Origin of the sequence: Tundrisphaera lichenicola, assembly GCF_051175385.1 — a bacterium.
GTDB lineage: Bacteria > Planctomycetota > Planctomycetia > Isosphaerales > Isosphaeraceae > Tundrisphaera > Tundrisphaera lichenicola.
Genome location: NZ_CP195106.1, coordinates 4724514 through 4740275 on the forward strand (window position 1 = coordinate 4724514; position 15762 = coordinate 4740275).

A 15762-nucleotide genomic window follows, 5' to 3' on the forward strand; every position below is an offset into this window, starting at 1 on the left:
CTCGATGTTCCGGATCAGCCACGTGCTGGGGACTCACCGCGAGCACGATCGTCGAAGTATTGCCGAGGTCCAGGCCCTCCTGGTGGCCGCCTTTCCCGACCTGGCCGACGTCCCGGATTACGTCGAGAAGAAGCTCGCCGAGCAAACGACGAGGGTCTATCCCACGGTCCTCCTGATCGCCCACGGGCCGCGCGACCGGGTGATGGGCTTCGCGCTCGCCGACCACTTCGAATGGCTCGGCTACGCGTACCTGGATTTCATCGTCACCCAGGCCGAACAGCGCGGCCGGGGGCTGGGCGGCGGGCTTTACGAGGCGCTCCGGCAGGATCTGATGGCCCGAGGGGCGAAGGGCCTCTTCCTGGAAGTTCCCACCGACGACCCGCCCCAGGTCGCCACCCCGGCCATCCTGAAGACCAACAAGAACCGGCTCAAGTTCTACGAGCGGTACGACGCCCGGCCGATCATCGGGACCCTGTACGACCAGCCGATCCGCCCCGGCAAGCCGCCCGAGCCGAGGTTGCTCTACGACCCGCTCGACCGGGCCGAACCGCTCGGGGCCAAGGCCGTCAAGAAGGTCATGGAGGCGATCCTCACCCTCCGATACAACTACGCGGCCGACTCCGATTACGTCCGTCAGGTCCTCGCGTCGGTCGCGGATGATCCGGTCAAGATCCGCAAGCCGCTTTATGCGTCGCCCGAGGAGAAGGCGTACAAGATCCCGCGGCGGCTCCAGCCGCTCAAGGTCTTCTGCTCGGCCCGGCACTCGCTGCACCACGTCCGGGAGCGAGGCTACGTCGAGCGACCGGCGCGGGTCGACGTCATCCTCAAGGCGGTCGAGGAACTGCCCGATGTCGAACGTCTCAAGGTCCGGAACTTCGGCGAGGGTCCGATCCGCGCGGTCCACGACGCCGACTTCGTCAACTTCGTCCGCGACTACTGCCTGGAGCTGCCCGAGGGGGAACTCGTCTATCCCTACGTCTTCCCGATCCGGAGGGCCGACCGACCGCCCCACGACCGCCGCCGTCGCGTGGGCTATTATTGCATCGACACGTTCACACCCCTGAGCAAGGACGCCTACAAGGCGGCGAGGGCCGCGGTGAACGTCGCGCTATCGGGGGCCGCCGAGATCGTGAAGGGGGAGCCTCTGGTCTACAGCCTCTGCCGACCCCCGGGGCACCACGCCGAACGCGACACTTACGGCGGATTCTGCTACTTCTGCAACGGGGCCATCGCGGCCCAGTATCTCCGGACCAAGCTCGGCGGCAAGGTCGCGATCCTCGACATCGACTATCACCACGGTAACGGGGCCCAGGATATCTTCTGGGAGCGGTCCGACGTCCTGACCGTCTCGATCCACGGCCACCCGAACTTCGCCTACCCTTATTTCTCGGGATTCGCCGACGAGATCGGCGAGGGGGAAGGCAAGGGATTCAACCGAAACTTCCCGCTGCCCGAGGATGTCCTGGACGGTCGGTACCTGGAGGAACTGGACGAGGCCCTGGCGGTCGTCCGGAAGTTCCAGCCCGAGGCGCTGGTCGTCTCGCTGGGGCTGGACATCGCCAAGGCCGACCCGACCGGCTCCTGGAGCCTGACGCCCGACGGACTCTTCGAGGTTGGTCGGAGGATCGGGGCGATGAAGTATCCCACCCTCCTGGTCCAGGAGGGGGGGTACAACATCCGATTCCTCGGCCGGAATGCCGTCCGGATGCTCACCGGGGTCTGCGCGGGAGCCCTGGGGCGACGGATCGGTAGATCGGTCAGATAAAACGCGCCTCGCCCGAATGTTCTCCGATCGTTACTTCACCCGCTCGACGTACTCGCCGGTCCGGGTGTCGATCCGGATCTTCTCGCCGGGGCCGACGAAGGGGGGAACCCCCACCTTGAGGCCGGTCTCCAGCGTGGCTTCCTTGTACTGATTGGTGGCTGTCGCCCCCTTGAGCGAAGGCGGGGTGTCCACGACGGTCAGCTCGATCGTGGCGGGCACCTCGATGGAGACCGGCTTGTCGGCCACGTGCATCACCATGACCTTGCTGTTGGGCAGCAGGTATTGCATGGAGGTCCCGAGGATTTCGGGGGAGAAACTGAGCTGATCGTAGGTGGTGGTGTCCATGAAGACGTGCTCGTCGCCCGAGGAGTAGAGGTATTCGTACTCCTTGGTCTCGACGTACGGCACGTCGATCTGGTCGACCGACCGCAACCTCTTGTCGATCAACGAGCCGGTGTTCATGTTCCGGAGCTTCGTCTGGACCATCGCGCGAAGGTTGCCCGGGGTATGGTGCGCGAAGTCGACCACGACGAAGTTGACCCCTTCCATCGTGATGACCATCCCGCGGCGGATGTCGGTGGCCTTGATCATCATGGCGTTATGCGTAACCCCCGGATGCTGTGCGAAATAGCTCGATCTCTCCTCGGACGACCGAATGTGACACTAACCGATGCCGGTTCGCGATGCCAGACCACTTGATCGGGCGGCCCGCCATAAAGATCGCGGATTCTGGGGAAGCTTGAGCAGGGATTTCCCGGGATGGCTAGGCGTTGCGGATTCGGGATCATCCCGGTCGAGGTCTCAATCGGTGACCTTGACTCCTGGCAGGACGCCGCAATGGATCAGGGTGGGGATCACCTCGCCGGGGATGATTCCGGCGTCGTTCATCCAGCCCCGGTATTCCCCGGCGGAATAGGCCCGGCCCTCGGTCAGCCGGAAGAGGGCGGCCGAATACAGGGCGATCGGCAACGGGCCGTCGAGGGCATCGTTCAGGAAGACGTCATGGATCAGGAGGCGTCCCCCGGGGCGAAGGGCCGAGGCGCATCGAGCGACCAGGACCGTGCCGTCGACGACGTCCCAGTCGTGCAGGATATTGGACAGGAGGATGACATCGGCCCCCTCCGGCATGTCGTCCTGGAACATGTCGCCGGCTCGGGCCTCCAGTCGGTCGGCGACCCCGAACGATTCGGCCATCTCGACGGCCACCTTGAGGACCTCGGGACGGTCCCAGACGATCGCCCGGAGGTGGGGATGACGCAGGAGCCAGGCGATGCTGTAGATCCCGGTGCCGCCTCCGACGTCGACCAGCAATCGGGCATCTTCCAGGGGGTACTTCTCGGCCAGGACGGGGGCCACATTCCGGGCCCGACCGGCCAGGGCCAGGGTCAGGGATCGGGCCGAGGCCTCGGTCTCCATCGCCGATTCGATCCCCGGTTTGAAGATGAATGCCGCCCCCTCCTCGTCGGCCGCCGCCCCGGCCGGGCGGTTGGTCCGGAGCCGCTCGATCATCTCGACCACCCCGGGGGCCTCGGCGGCCAGGCCGACGTACCCGCTCACGTCGAAGAATGCCCCGGGCGTGAGGTGGTCGCGGGCCAGCTCCGTCAGGCCGATGCGCCCTTCCTCGTCGTCGGCCAGGAGTCCGAACGCCCGGAGGGCCGTGACCAGGACGACGGCCGGGCGGTCGGCCAGCCCTAGCTCCAATCGGAGCTGGTCGAAGGTCAACGGCCCGTGTTCCAGACGGTCGAAGACCTTGAAATGGGCGACGGCCGCCGTCAGCAATTCCGTCCCGTGATTGCCCCGGAAGATCTCGAAGATCCGGGTCGGGTCGAGCATCGGTGAGACCATCGGGGGCGGTGTCATGGGTCGGGTTCCCTGGGATCGAAGGGGGCCGAGGCCCCGATCCTCAATTCTTGGGCAGCCGCAGCTCCACGGGCAAGGGCGAAGCAATTTCCAGGCCGACTCGGGCGTCGGAATCCCAGTCGCGGTCGAGGGCCACGATCAAAAGGTTCCAGCCCACTTTCAGGGGCAGGTGGGCGAGTTCGGTGAGCGGCTGGGGTTCGCCGGGCTCCGCGAGAAGGCGATGCGGGAAGGGAGCCGAGGAGTCGAGTCCTTCGGAATCGGCGACCTTCACCCCGTCGAGGTAGACTCGGGCGGCCCCTCGGATCGCGAACCGGAGCGCGGCGGACTGCTCTCGATCCGACCGGACCTGGACGGCCAGGTAGGCCCGGCCCGGCTTCGATCCGAACTCACCTCGGAGGCTCAAGGTCCCCGAGTCGTCCGCTTCGAGCATCGACCACTCGGTCGGGAGCCCATCCTGGCCGATGAGGGGCCGGGCGAGGTCCACCCGATCGAGCGGGATTCGGAGCTTGTCGGCCCCGCGTTCGAACGGTCCGGCGACCAGGGCCTTGTCGATGGTTCTCGGTCCCCGCTCGAGGGAATCCTGGGCCGGCTTGCTCAGGAGGAACGCGGCCAGGTGGATGATTTCGTCCGTGGTCAGTTCGATGGCCGATCGACCCGGATGGGGCGTCGGGGCGGCCCCGGTCGATGTCCTCCCCAGGGCGGGATCGCGGTCGGGATCGACCTCGGCCCGCTTGTCCTTGTCCTTGGGCCTGGCCGCTTCGGGACCGAGCTTGAGGGAGGGATGCCGGAGGATCGCCCCGATCATCCGGCCGGGATCGGGAAGTTGCGAACCGAGCGTGAGGTCCGGGCCGGACGTCCCGCCCCGACCTTTGATCGCGTGGCAGGCCGAGCATCGGTTGACCGAATCTCGGTAGAAGAGGCCAAGCCCCGACCAGGGGTCGCCATCCCGAGGGAGGCGTTCGCGGATCTCGGCATGGGTAATCGAGGGGGTCTCGCGAGAGGCCGATTCCTCGATCGAGGAGCGGACGGCCCGGATCTCCGGCGACTCATGGATCCGGAGTGCCTGGAGGACGGCGGGCAGGTTCTCCCGGCCCATCGCCCGGGCCTGGTAGGCCTTGCCGAGCATGGCCGCCGTGGCCGACGATTCGCCCAGGATCCGGATCCCCTCGGACCTGACGACGGGGTCTCTGCCGGTCAGGGCCGATTCCAGGGCGGGCAGGGAGCGGTTCCAGTCGATGGTCGCCATCGATCGGATCGCGAGCTTGCGGAGGACCGGGTCGTCGGAGGCCAGGAAGGTCTCGTCGAGGGCGGCGAATGCCTCCGGTCCCGAATGGCCCAGGGATCGGGCGATCTCACGTTTCTCGATCGGCGATCGGTCTTTTTCCCGGAGTCGGTCCGAGAGTCGGGCCAGGGCGCCGGGGGGCTTCGAAACAGCCGCGACCCGGATCGCGGCCCGGCGGACGGAAGAATCCTTGTCGTCGAGCAGGGCCAAGACCAAATTCGAGGCCGGGTTCCCGGCCAGGAGGCAGGCGTCGAGCCCGGCGAGTTTCAGCGCAGGCGCGGCCTCGGAGTGGCCAATCACCCAGTCGGCCAGCGGCCCGGTCGGCGGCGAGACCTCGGCCGGGAAGTCGCGGAACTGGCGGATCAGGACCAGTCGCTCGGATTCGCCGATGTCGGGGATCTTGATCAGGCTCATCAATTGGTCGGCGGCGGGGGCCGATCGGAACCCGGCGAAGAGCGAGACCGCCCTCGATCGATCGGTCCCGGTCCTCGTCCGGACCGCCAGCGAAACCTCGTCGACGCCGACAACTCCCATCCGTTCGAGCGATCGGAGGAAGGCGTCTTGAACGGATCGATCGAACTCGGGGTGGGCGTACAGTCGCCGGACGAGCAAGGCGGCGGTCGCCCTGGGGCTGGGCTCGGCGTGGCGGCCCAGGGCGAGGACGGCCTCGCGGACCACCCGGCAATCGGGGTCGTCCAGCAAGGGGGCCAGCCGGGGGACGAGCCGAGGATCGGCCTGCTTCGCCTCCCAGGAGAGGCCCTGGGCGGCCAGTCGTCGGATCGCGGGCTCGGGGTCTCCGAGAAGTTTGACGAAGGCCTTCTCCACCTCGTCGTCCCAGAATTGCCGGGCTCCCTGGAGCCCGAGGATCCGGGAATGCAGGGGAGCCCCGACCTTCCCGGCGAGCGTCAGGAGTGTCGTTCGGGCCTCAGGGCCCCGCCCGACCGCCTCTCGCTGCGCCCGCTCGGCCTCGGCCCGATCGGCACCGGTTATCATCTGGAGGAGTCGTTGCTGATCGGTCGCTTCGAGGACGCGCTTCCAGTGGTTGGGCCGGGCCGGGAAGGCCGGGGTCGCCCTGTCCCCGCTCCAGCTGAGCCGGAGAATCCGACCGCTCGGAGCTCGCCGGTCGAGGACGAAAATGGCCCCGTCGGCCCCTTCGACGATCTGGACGGGCCGGAACTGCGGATCGTCCGATGCGACCAGTGTCAGCTCGCCGAGGAGGGTATTCCTTCCCGACTTTTCCCCGGTCTTGATCCCCTGGATTGATTTCCGATGAGTGTCGGGATAGAGGATGGCCCCTCGAAGGGGCTCGGGCAGGCTCGACCCTCGATAGAAGACCAGTCCGGACGGAGAACCCCGTCCCAGCCGGGCCACCGCCCCGAGCCTCCCCGGCCGTTCTCCATCGGCCGCGCCCCGGTCGAAGTCGGCGAGCAGGCCGTCCCGGTCGGTCCCGAGCCTCCAGCCATGGTCCCCCTCCTCCATCGGGCGGATCAGCCGGACCCCCTGGAACTTCGTCCCGTCGGCGGTCCCTTCGTCGAGGAGCCAGGGCTCGGAAGCCGGATCGAAGGCCAGCCCTCGCGAGGGGTCGCGGAATCCTCGGGCGAACAGGCTCATTTGCGACCCGTCGGGTCGGCATCGGTAAACCCCGCCGGTCCCGGAGAGTCCGACCCGCGAACCGTCCGAACCGACGACATTCGACTCGCCGTCTCCGGCCGTCAGATAGAGCCAACCATCGGTGCCGAGGGTCAACCCTCCGAGGGATTGACTGCCCGTGGCCGGGAATCCATCGGCCAGGACTTGCCTCGTCTCGAAGGTTCCGTCGCCGTCCCGGTCGGTCCACCGTTCGAGCCGACCGAGGCTGGCCAGGATCAGGCCCCCCTGATGCGGTAGGATCGCCGTCGGCATCTCCACCCCGTCGAGGACGATCTCGCTCGACTCATAGACGCCGTCGCCGTCGATATCTCGGAGCCTCCTGATGAGGTCAACCGACGGCTTCCGAGTCTTGCGAACCCGAGTATTACCGCCTCCGGGCAAGGAGAGGGTGTCCCAGGCATCGAAGTTAGGACCGGACGGGCGCCACTCGGCGACGAACAGGTCGCCCGAGTCGTCGAAGGCCATCGCGACCGGGTCGGCGATCCTCGTCCCATCGGCCACCACCCGGACCTTCAGGCCCTTGGCGACATGATATCCTTTCAGTCGAGGGTCGGCGGTTCCTAGCTCGACCAGTCCCTCGCGACCCGCGGATCCGATCGCCGGGCCTGGAGGGAAGAGGCCGGAGATCGCGACGACGACCAGGCCGATCAGCCGGTCGAAGGTTCGGGTCAGGTCAGGGCGAAGGATCATGAACGACCTCGGGAGGCTCGGGGACGATGGGGGGAGGGCCGGATCGTCTTCAAGGCGGCACGTCGTGCCTAAGTCCAGCCCGAGGCTAGATTAGGGAGGGCTGGACGGCCCGGGCCCGATTGACCATCAATCGGTCTCTTCTTACAATCGACCATCCTTCCTCGAGCACACCACCCAGGTCCGCCGATTTCGCCGAATCGGTCGTTTCGAGACGCCCAAGCGACCTGTCAGCCGGGAGATCCGTCCGAACATGTCCACCGACCTGCGGCTCAAGGAAACGCTCCCTTTGCTGACGGAGCGGATCGTCGAAACCTACGAGGAATGCGGAGGGGTCCACCATCTCGGCCACTCGCCGCTGCCGAGCTATCGCGAGATCGTCGAGATTTTGAAGGACCTTCGGGAGATCCTCTATCCCGGTTATGGGCGTCGGGACAACCTCCACATGGGGAACGTCGCCTACCACGTGGGCGACCTGATCGATAGCCTGCACGACCGCCTGACCATCCAGATCGCGCGTGCCTTGAGGCACGATTGCGAGGCCGCCCGCGATCTCGAGACCGACTTCGAGGGAGACGCCCAGCTCGCGGCGGTCCGACTGCTCGAATCGATCCCCTCGCTCCGATCGGTCCTGGCCGAGGATGCCCGGGCCGCCTACGCGGGCGACCCCGCCGCCCGGGGGCTCGACGAGATCCTCTTCTGCTATCCCGGAGTCGCCGCGGTGACGGTCTTCCGGATCGCCCATGAGCTTTATCGCCTGGGCGTGCCGCTGATCCCCCGGATGATGACCGAGTACGCCCACGCCAAGACCGGGATCGACATCCACCCGGGGGCCACCATCGGCCCTCGATTCTTCATCGATCACGGGACCGGCGTCGTCATCGGCGAGACCACCCGGATCGGCGAAGGGGTCAAGGTTTACCAGGGAGTGACCCTCGGGGCCCTCAGCTTCCCCCGCGACGAGACGACCGGGGAACTGGTCCGGGGGACCAAGCGGCACCCGACCATCGAGGACGGGGTGGTCATCTACGCCAACGCCACGATTCTCGGGGGCAAGACCGTGATCGGCCACGACTCGGTCATCGGCTCCTCCGCCTGGATCACCCGGTCGGTCGCCCCTCACACGGTGATCACCATCGAGGATCCCCGACTCCGGATTCGTGGCGGCGTGGCGGATCTCGGGGCGGGCGGGCTCGATTATCAGATTTGAGGCGAGAGAACTCTCCCATGAATCCGCCTAGCCTGGATCTTCTTTCAGTCGAGGATTTCCTCACTTTCCCCGAAGTCAGGCCGCCCCTCGAGTACTTCGAGGGCAGGGTGATCCAGAAGATGTCGCCGAAGGTCCCCCACAGCTATCTCCAACCTGACCTCTGTGCTTACCTCAATCAATTTGCACGGCCTCGGAGGTTGGGGCGAGCGGGTACGGAAATGCGTTGCACCTTCGGCGGCGTCTCTCTTGTTTTTGATATTTCGTTCTACGTTCATGCGAGAATGCCCGGCTTTACCCGGACCGAAGAGGCGCCGGATGTACTGGCCGCGCCCGACCTTGCCGTGGAGATTATTTCTCCAGGGCAAACGGTGGCCGATCAAACAACTCGCCTCCGGTTCGCCACCCGACACGGGATGCGCATCGGTTGGCTGATCCATCTGATCCGGGAAACCGTGACGGTCCTCCGGCCTCGTCGGCGTTCAACCATCCTTCAATCCGGAGGTGTCCTTTCGGGCGACGATGTATTGCCCGGGTTCGAGCTTCCACTCGATGAGCTATTCAGTTGGCTGGAACGGGACTGAATCGAACCGGATGCCTACGGGCGGCTGGCAAAGACGATCCACCCCCCGGCCCTCAGGCCATGGGCCATCCAGGGCAGGACGATCGGCCGGGCTCGGACGGCGTCGATCGGCAGGACCTCGTCGATCCGAAATCCTGCGGCCCGGAGTTCGCCGGATAGTTCTCGCCAGGTGAAGAGGTGGACCTCCATCCCGGGGACTCCCCGATAGGTCATCTTCCGGTCGCCGACGTCGGGCCTCCGGAGGATCGACCGCAAACCCTGGCCCATCAGCCAGAAACGGCCTTGGGGGTCGCGCAGGTTGAGCCAGGCATTGTGAGCGTGGAGGGCAAGTCGGCCGCCCGGCTTCAGGATCCGGAAGGTTTCCCGGAGGGCCGACCTCCTCGGGCCTCGGCCCCGGATCATCCCCAGGGTGCTGAACATGGATAACGCATAAGTGAACGACTCGTCGGGGAAGCAGGCCAGCCGGCAGAGGTTGGCCTGGACGCAGGCCATCTCCAGCCCGAGCCGGTCGGCCTTGGAGGCGACCCGGGCCAGCATGCTGGCCGAGAGGTCGACGGCCGTGACCTGGAACCCCTTGGCGGCGAACCCGATCGCATGCCGTCCCGCCCCGGAGCCGAGGTCGACCAGCGGGCCGGGCTCGACGAATCGGGCGTCCAGCGCCTCGGCGTCGGCCCGGAAGAGGGAGTGGTCCTTGAAGTAATCGTCCTCGTCGGCCGCCAGCCGGTCGGAGTGGGCGTACGACCAGAGCGAGGCGTTCACGCCTTCGGGGAGCCGCCAGTCGGGGGGCGGGGTGAGTTCGTTCATCGGGGCCTCGGGGTCGCGAAGACCCTCCCCGACCGAGGGGCCAGCTCGACCTGCCGAAAGTGGCCGCCCTCGACCCGGGCCGAGTCGTGCGACCAGGTTTCCTCCAGCACCGAGCCTTCGGCGATTCGGCCCTCCAGAGGGAGGTCGACCCGGCTTGTCGCTCTCCCGGTATTGAACACGACCACCACCGATTCGTCGTCGAGTTGGCGGAGGAAGGCGGCAACGTCTCCTTCGGCGTAGAGGAACGTAAATGACCCTCGTCGGAGGGCGGGACGCTGGTTTCGGAGGGCGATGAACTTCTGGAAGTCGTGGAAAAGGTCGCGGTCCCAGGTCTCGGGTCGATCCCAGGGGAAGGCCCGGCGATTGTCGGGGTCGTGGCCCCCGGCCAGGCCGATCTCGTCGCCGTAGTAGATCGAGGGGGCTCCGGGGAAGGTCATCTGGAGGAGGGTCGCCAGCCGGAGCGCCGACTTGTCACCCCGGGCGAAGTGGAGGTAACGGGCCAGGTCGTGGCTCCCCAGCAGATTCATCATCACGGCCGAGTTGTTCGGGTGATAGTGGGTCAGGAGCTTCTCGATGTGGCGTCGGAAGGCCGGGGCTCCCGGGGTGTCGAGCCCGTGGAAACTGGTCTTTCCCAGGGCTTCGAGGTCCATCCCCTCGCCGATGAAGTAGGCGAAGCAGATCCGGGTGAACAGGTAGTTCATCACCGCATCCCAGCAGTCGCCGCGGAGCCATCGGGTCGCCTCGTCGGCCCGGTCGACCCCTTCGGCGAAGTCGGTCAGCTGGTCGAACGGGCGGAACTCCCAGACTTCGCCGACGATGTAGGCCTCGGGGTTGCTGGTGAGGACCGACCGGCGGAACTCGGCCCAGAAGGACCGATCGTCGATCTCATGGGCGACGTCGAGCCGCCAGCCGTCGGCCCCGAAGTCGATCCAGTGTCGGGCCACATCCCAGAGGAACCGGCGGACGGCCGGGGTGTCGGTGTTGAACTTGGGCAGGGCATGGAGCCCCCACCAGGCGTTATAGCCGGGGGCCTGGTCGTGGTCGTAGGCGTTCATCGGCCAGCCGTGGACCGTGAACCAGTCGAGGTAGGCCGAGTCCTGCCCATTCTCCAGGATGTCATGAAACTGGAAGAAGCCACGGCTCGCGTGATTGAACACGCCGTCGAGGACGACCTTCATCCCCCGTTCGTGGGCGGCGTCGATCAGCCTCCTGAGGGCGGGGTCGCCCCCGAGCATCGGGTCGACCCGGTAGTAGTCGTGGGTGTGATATCGGTGATTCGAGGCCGACTGGAAGATCGGGGTGAAGTAGATCGCGTTGACCCCGAGGTCGCCCAGGTAATCCAGGTGCTCCAGGACTCCGATCAGATCGCCCCCCTGATACCCTCGAGGGGTCGGCGGGGAGCCCCATTCGTCGAGGTGCGCCGGCTTTTCGACCGAGAAGCTTCGCGCGAACCGATCGGGGAAAATCTGATAGTAGATGGCATCACGAACCCAATCGGGCGTCTGAGGCTCTGACATCGGCGGCTCCGTGGACGGCTCGCAATCGAGGGAAGAGTCCTTACTCTCGTCCCAGGATCGGGGGTAATCTTGACCGGGTGGACTATCCCATGCGACCCGCGCGCCGTCGAGCCGGGCCGAATATCATGGCGGGATTTCGGGAGTCTCCTGCCGCCTTTATGCCCGAAGGGATCGAATCGGCAGGGATCCGTCGAGGGGACGCGTCGAGGATCAACGACTTCGGCCCTTGGGGGCTTCGGCGGGCACCTTGAAATAGTAGAGTTGCTGGCGGTCGCCCCGGACCTGGAGATCGGTCAGCAGGTCGACGTAATCCACCCCCGAGGCGTTGCTCGGGCTCTTGTAGACGGTCCGCTCGTTGTGGCGGATGGTGAACTGCTTCTTGAAGTCGATCAGCTTGGGGCTGACCCAGAGGTCGAGCCGGTTGACGCCCGAGGTGTTCAGGTTGATCAGGTTCCCGGTGACGCTGCTCCTCATCTTGATGGTGGCGGGCCGGAGATTCTTGCCCATCGGGTCGGCGGCCTCGGGTGAGGTCGATCGATCGGGGGCCAGCTCCCGGACGATCACCCCGAAGAATCGGTCGTCTCCCTCGCGGGCGGTGGCGGCCTCGAAGGATTTGGGGGCGGGATCGCGGGTCCTCCGGTCCATCCAGTCGAAGAACGAGGGGATCTCCTCGGGCAACTCCTCCAGGCCCCTCCGGAGATAGTCGACGTACGTGACATCCAGGACGTCCTCGATCATCGGCCGGACGAACTGGTCGAGGATCACTTCCTTGGCCGCCGGCGCGAGGTCGCCCAGGACGATGTAGAGCGGGACATCGGCGACCTGCGGCCTGTACTTGTAGACATACTTCCCGGGGAACCCCGAGATCGCGACAACCCCGGCGACGAGGTCGGGGTGGGCCAGCCCGAAGTCCCAGGCCATCTCGGCCCCGGCGAGCTGCCCGGCCACGTAGACCCGGTCGGAGTCGATGGCGTACCGCTTCCGGGCATCCCGGAGCGAGAGGATCGCGGCGGCGTGCTCGGCAGAGCTGAAATGGTAGCTCCGGCCCCTGCCGGGCACGAGATACTCGGGAGCGATCACGATATAGCCCCGACGAGCGGCCTCGGCGGAGATCCAGTCGACCGCAGTCCTCGGGCCTCGGCCGTCATGAAGGGCCAGGATCGCCGGATAGCTCCGTCGAGGATGATACTCCGGAGGGAGCACGACCCCGTATTCGCTGGGGACCGGATTATCATCGTTGCGGACCCGATGGATCTTCAACTGGCCGGGCTTCTCGCGCTCGCGGTCCGGGTCGGCCTGCGGCGGGGCGCTCTTCGTCACGATCCGGGCCATCGTGTCGACGTCGAGATTCTCGATCTTCCTCAGGTCGTCCAGGACGACCGATCGAGCCGTCTCGTCCTGGGCGGCGAGGTAGTTCGAGGCGAGGTCGCGGGCCCTGACCAGCTCCCCGGCCCGCTTGAGGTCGTCGATCGCCGCGTCGGCTCCCACGATCCAGCCCGACATCGCCAGGGCAAACCGGGCCTCGGCCGTCAGGGAGGACTCGGCCTTCGCCAGGGCTTCGAGCCGAGGCCGTGCGACGTCGGGGGCATGGGCCAGGACTTCCAGGACCTCGGCCAGCAGGACCTTCCACGCCTTCCGATCTTCCTCGCTCAGTTTCTCGGCCAGCTCACGGAGGGCGTCGGCCTGCTGGCGGTCGAGGGCCGACCGATCTCGGTCGGCCCGGATCTGATCCCGGATCTGGTCGGCCAGATCCTTGGAGAGGTCGTCGGTCTGGATTGCCTGGAGGAGTTCCAGGGCCTTCCGGGGCTGGAGCCCCTTCCGACGGATGGCGACCTCGTCCAGGATCTCGCGGGACTCCAGCTCCCGGACCGATCTCCGGGTGTCCTCCACGTTCGACTTGAGTTCGGGGAAGTCCCGTGCCAGGCCGTCGAGCGCCTCGCGGGCCTCGGCGTACCAGTCGGCCTGGATCAACCAGCGGGCGATCTTAAGCCGCTCGTTCTGGTTCTTCCGATCGACCTTGTCCAGCAGGCCCAGGATCACCGGGCGGGGGACCTGGCTGGTGGCGACCTGGCCGACCCAGAACCCGTCGATCCCTCGGTACTTGACCATGTAAGGGGTCAGGATATTGATCGCCTGCTGCATCTGGACCGGGCGTTGCCGGGCGTTCAAATACTGGAAGCTCCGGCGACCCTTCGCGTCCCAGGGGCCGCTCTTGATGCCCAGCGCGACCGAAGGCATCACCCCGGCGTGGACGTCGAGCGGCTGGATCAGCTCGAACCGCTCGTTCTGGGAGAAGCCTGCGTCTGATTCGATCTTGGCTATCTTCGAGTTATAGAAGATGACTCGCTTCAGATTGTCGGAGACGTAAGCCAGGGTATTGTCCTGGTCGACCGTCCCCCGATAGACCGTCCCGTTCTTGAGGAGCACGGTATCGGCCCGGACGGACGTCCCGGAGAGCCCGGCGACCATCGCGGCGGAGGTCGCGAGCCAGGCCATCGCGATGGATCGGAATCGATGACTGCCTGCCATGCGTGAAGTCCTTGATTCGGGACCAGATCCGTCGATCGTCGCGATGGGCCGGCCCGACGGCCCAGTTTTCATTCTGACACCCGCTTCGCCCCGGTCAAGCGTCCGAGTCAGCCTCCGAGGATCGATCGGGGTCCTGACCGTCCGGACCTGGCGAGTCGACCCCAATCTCCTTAGTCTGGGATGGGGGGATCGGGCGATGATCGCGACCCTCACGGACCGGGAGACGTCCTCGATGTCCAGCTTGTTCAAATTTCGTTGCTACGGGTGCGAAAAACTGCTCAAGGCCTCGCCCGCCCGGATCGGCAAGGTGGTCAAGTGTCCGGGATGCGGGACCGAATTGATCGTCCCCAGCCCCTTCGACGAGCAGACGCCCCCCGAATTGTCGGTCGAGGATTCGATCCAGCTCGAAGACCTCGGGCTCCAGATCGAGACCGACCGCCTGGTCGACACACCCCGGACCATCACGCCTCCCCCCACCATCGACCCCAACCAGCCCGACCCGATCGCATTCCTGGCCGCGGCCACCAGCTTCGAGGAGGAGGGCCCGCCCGATCCGATCGACGAGACGGTCCCGGTTGAGGGACTGCTGGAAATCCCCGACCCCGCCGGGTCGCCCCTGGTCTCAGGGACTCGGACCCGTCGACGATCGACACTGGTCGACGACCCGACGATCCGGCGGCGGGACGTGATCCTGCCCCGGACGGCGGCGGTGACCTGGGCCTTGTTCGCGATCCTGGCTATCTTCTTCGCCTTCCTGGCCGGTCTGATAATCGGTCACTACCGATGGAAATGAGCGTCCGGGAGTCCTTCGGGATCGGCTGAGACCGGCCCGGGACCGACCACGTTCGCTCCTGTAAAGACGAACCCAATTCGACGGGAATCTTTTCAGGATCGGGGTTTGCGTCGGTTTCGGGTTGGTCAACCTCGGTTTCCCGAATCTCCCGGAGGGTCCGGAAGAGGCTACGCTCGGTGGCCGCCTCGTATTTCCGGCCGAGCGTGGCTTCCTTCGAAGGGTCGAAGAGGGCACGCTCGGAGGCTTCGAGCCGGTCGCGCTCGATCGCCTCGACGTCGATCGATCGTCGGAGGGCCTGGAGCCTCGCGATTTCCTCGTCGAGATACTCGGCCACCCGGTCTCGGGCCCATGCTCGGCGGTCGCGATCCACCAGCCCCACACCTTCGACGGCACTCAGGAGCGAGAAGTCGCCCCAGGCGGCGCGGCAGACGGCCTTGATCGGCGAGGCGGGGAAGTCGGTGGTCCGCCGCCCAACCAGGTTCTCGATCCGCTCGAAGTGGCCATGATGCCAGATCCGGTCGTCGGAATCGGTCAGGTCGGCCTTCACGTCGAGCAAGGCCCGGATCACCGCGTCGACCCCTTCGGGCGACTGGCGAAGCCTCCGGGCATAGGTGGCCGGCTCGGCGGTGATCCACGAAAGCATATGCTCGACTTCCGAGCGTCGGGCGTCATCGAAGTCAGCCCGTGCGTTCCTGACCTTTTCGGCCACGGCGGCGAACTCCTGGCGGACCGACCGTTCCAGTCGGACCGAGAGGGCGGCCACCCGACCGATGAGGATCCGACTCAGCTCGCTCGAAGGCTTCATTTCGGCTTCGAGGACTTCCGAACGTCGAGCGACCTCCTCGGCATCCTCGGGAGGGATCACCACCCCCTGCCCCGTCAAGCTATGCTTCAGGCCATTGGCCCGCGACCGGGCCTTCCCCTCTTCCGTCTTCGGCCCGCTGCTCTTGAGGGCGTTCCGGCGATTGGCGGCCAGTTGTTCGGGGCTGCATGGCATGGCAAGAGTCCGGTCGAAGGGTTGTCGATCGAGAAAAAGTGGTCGCTCCCTGTTCAAGATCGTGAGATCGACCCCCCTTCGAACCTCA

The 15762-nt window shown here is 66.4% G+C and carries 11 protein-coding genes; 4 read left to right on the forward strand and 7 right to left on the reverse strand.

The genetic code is table 11. The features are described from left to right. Nucleotides 1-4: 4 nt before the first annotated feature. Nucleotides 5-1765, forward strand: coding sequence for a histone deacetylase family protein (locus tag P12x_RS18590; RefSeq protein WP_435006036.1), 1761 nt, complete (start codon nucleotides 5-7; stop codon nucleotides 1763-1765). A 30-nt stretch (nucleotides 1766-1795) separates the two neighbouring features. On the opposite strand, the gene efp is transcribed toward P12x_RS18590, so the two are convergent. From efp to P12x_RS18605, 3 genes are all read right to left on the reverse strand, one after another. Continuing rightward, on the reverse strand, nucleotides 1796-2359 hold the full coding sequence (efp, locus tag P12x_RS18595; RefSeq protein ID WP_435006038.1) for an elongation factor P: 564 nt from the start codon (nucleotides 2357-2359) through the stop codon (nucleotides 1796-1798). Nucleotides 2360-2566: 207 nt separating this feature from the next. Continuing rightward, nucleotides 2567-3625 carry a methyltransferase gene (locus P12x_RS18600; RefSeq protein WP_435006041.1) on the reverse strand — a complete coding sequence of 353 codons (1059 nt, stop codon included), beginning with the start codon at nucleotides 3623-3625 and terminating at the stop codon, nucleotides 2567-2569. A gap of 43 nt (nucleotides 3626-3668) precedes the next feature. Then, entirely contained in the window at nucleotides 3669-7247 is a 3579-nt protein-coding gene (locus P12x_RS18605) for a PVC-type heme-binding CxxCH protein (RefSeq protein WP_435006043.1), read from the reverse strand. 250 nt (nucleotides 7248-7497) lie between these two features. On the opposite strand from P12x_RS18605, the gene epsC reads away from it, so the two are divergent. Then, nucleotides 7498-8454, forward strand: coding sequence for a serine O-acetyltransferase EpsC (epsC, locus tag P12x_RS18610; protein WP_435006044.1), 957 nt, complete (start codon nucleotides 7498-7500; stop codon nucleotides 8452-8454). Nucleotides 8455-8471: 17 nt separating this feature from the next. Continuing rightward, the gene (locus P12x_RS18615; protein ID WP_435006046.1) at nucleotides 8472-9035 is read left to right on the forward strand and encodes a Uma2 family endonuclease; all 564 of its coding nucleotides are present in this window, start codon (nucleotides 8472-8474) and stop codon (nucleotides 9033-9035) included. Nucleotides 9036-9049: 14 nt separating this feature from the next. Here P12x_RS18615 and P12x_RS18620 read toward each other — a convergent pair whose 3' ends face one another. The 3 genes from P12x_RS18620 to P12x_RS18630 all read right to left on the reverse strand — a co-directional run bounded on the left by P12x_RS18620 (nucleotide 9050) and on the right by P12x_RS18630 (nucleotide 13884). Further along, complete coding sequence (locus P12x_RS18620; protein ID WP_435006047.1) at nucleotides 9050-9838, reverse strand: class I SAM-dependent methyltransferase; 789 nt, start codon at nucleotides 9836-9838, stop codon at nucleotides 9050-9052. Then, nucleotides 9835-11355: a glycoside hydrolase family 13 protein gene (locus P12x_RS18625; RefSeq protein WP_435006049.1), complete on the reverse strand. Its 1521-nt coding sequence runs from the start codon at nucleotides 11353-11355 to the stop codon at nucleotides 9835-9837. Before P12x_RS18625 ends, P12x_RS18620 begins: the two co-directional genes overlap by 4 nt. A 210-nt stretch (nucleotides 11356-11565) precedes the next feature. Beyond that, a complete protein-coding gene (locus tag P12x_RS18630; protein ID WP_435006050.1) occupies nucleotides 11566-13884 on the reverse strand; it encodes an alpha/beta hydrolase in 2319 nt (772 codons plus the stop codon). Between the two features lie 232 nt (nucleotides 13885-14116). Between P12x_RS18630 and P12x_RS18635 the strand changes: the two genes are divergently transcribed. Beyond that, the gene (locus P12x_RS18635; RefSeq protein ID WP_435006052.1) at nucleotides 14117-14677 is read left to right on the forward strand and encodes a hypothetical protein; all 561 of its coding nucleotides are present in this window, start codon (nucleotides 14117-14119) and stop codon (nucleotides 14675-14677) included. On the opposite strand, the gene P12x_RS18640 is transcribed toward P12x_RS18635, so the two are convergent. Next, a complete protein-coding gene (locus P12x_RS18640) occupies nucleotides 14622-15674 on the reverse strand; it encodes a hypothetical protein (protein WP_435006053.1) in 1053 nt (350 codons plus the stop codon). The two genes, P12x_RS18635 and P12x_RS18640, sit on opposite strands and share 56 nt — an antisense overlap. Between the last annotated feature and the right edge of the window lie 88 nt (nucleotides 15675-15762).

Excerpts from the sequence above, each read along its gene's own strand:
- P12x_RS18590 (WP_435006036.1), top strand. The coding sequence starts at position 5 with ATGTTCCGGATCAGCCACGTGCTGGGGACTCACCGCGAGCACGATCGT.
- efp (WP_435006038.1), bottom strand. The coding sequence starts at position 2,359 with ATGATGATCAAGGCCACCGACATCCGCCGCGGGATGGTCATCACGATG.
- P12x_RS18600 (WP_435006041.1), bottom strand. The coding sequence starts at position 3,625 with ATGACACCGCCCCCGATGGTCTCACCGATGCTCGACCCGACCCGGATC.
- P12x_RS18605 (WP_435006043.1), bottom strand. The coding sequence starts at position 7,247 with ATGATCCTTCGCCCTGACCTGACCCGAACCTTCGACCGGCTGATCGGC.
- epsC (WP_435006044.1), top strand. The coding sequence starts at position 7,498 with ATGTCCACCGACCTGCGGCTCAAGGAAACGCTCCCTTTGCTGACGGAG.
- P12x_RS18615 (WP_435006046.1), top strand. The coding sequence starts at position 8,472 with ATGAATCCGCCTAGCCTGGATCTTCTTTCAGTCGAGGATTTCCTCACT.
- P12x_RS18620 (WP_435006047.1), bottom strand. The coding sequence starts at position 9,838 with ATGAACGAACTCACCCCGCCCCCCGACTGGCGGCTCCCCGAAGGCGTG.
- P12x_RS18625 (WP_435006049.1), bottom strand. The coding sequence starts at position 11,355 with ATGTCAGAGCCTCAGACGCCCGATTGGGTTCGTGATGCCATCTACTAT.
- P12x_RS18630 (WP_435006050.1), bottom strand. The coding sequence starts at position 13,884 with ATGGCAGGCAGTCATCGATTCCGATCCATCGCGATGGCCTGGCTCGCG.
- P12x_RS18635 (WP_435006052.1), top strand. The coding sequence starts at position 14,117 with ATGTCCAGCTTGTTCAAATTTCGTTGCTACGGGTGCGAAAAACTGCTC.
- P12x_RS18640 (WP_435006053.1), bottom strand. The coding sequence starts at position 15,674 with ATGCCATGCAGCCCCGAACAACTGGCCGCCAATCGCCGGAACGCCCTC.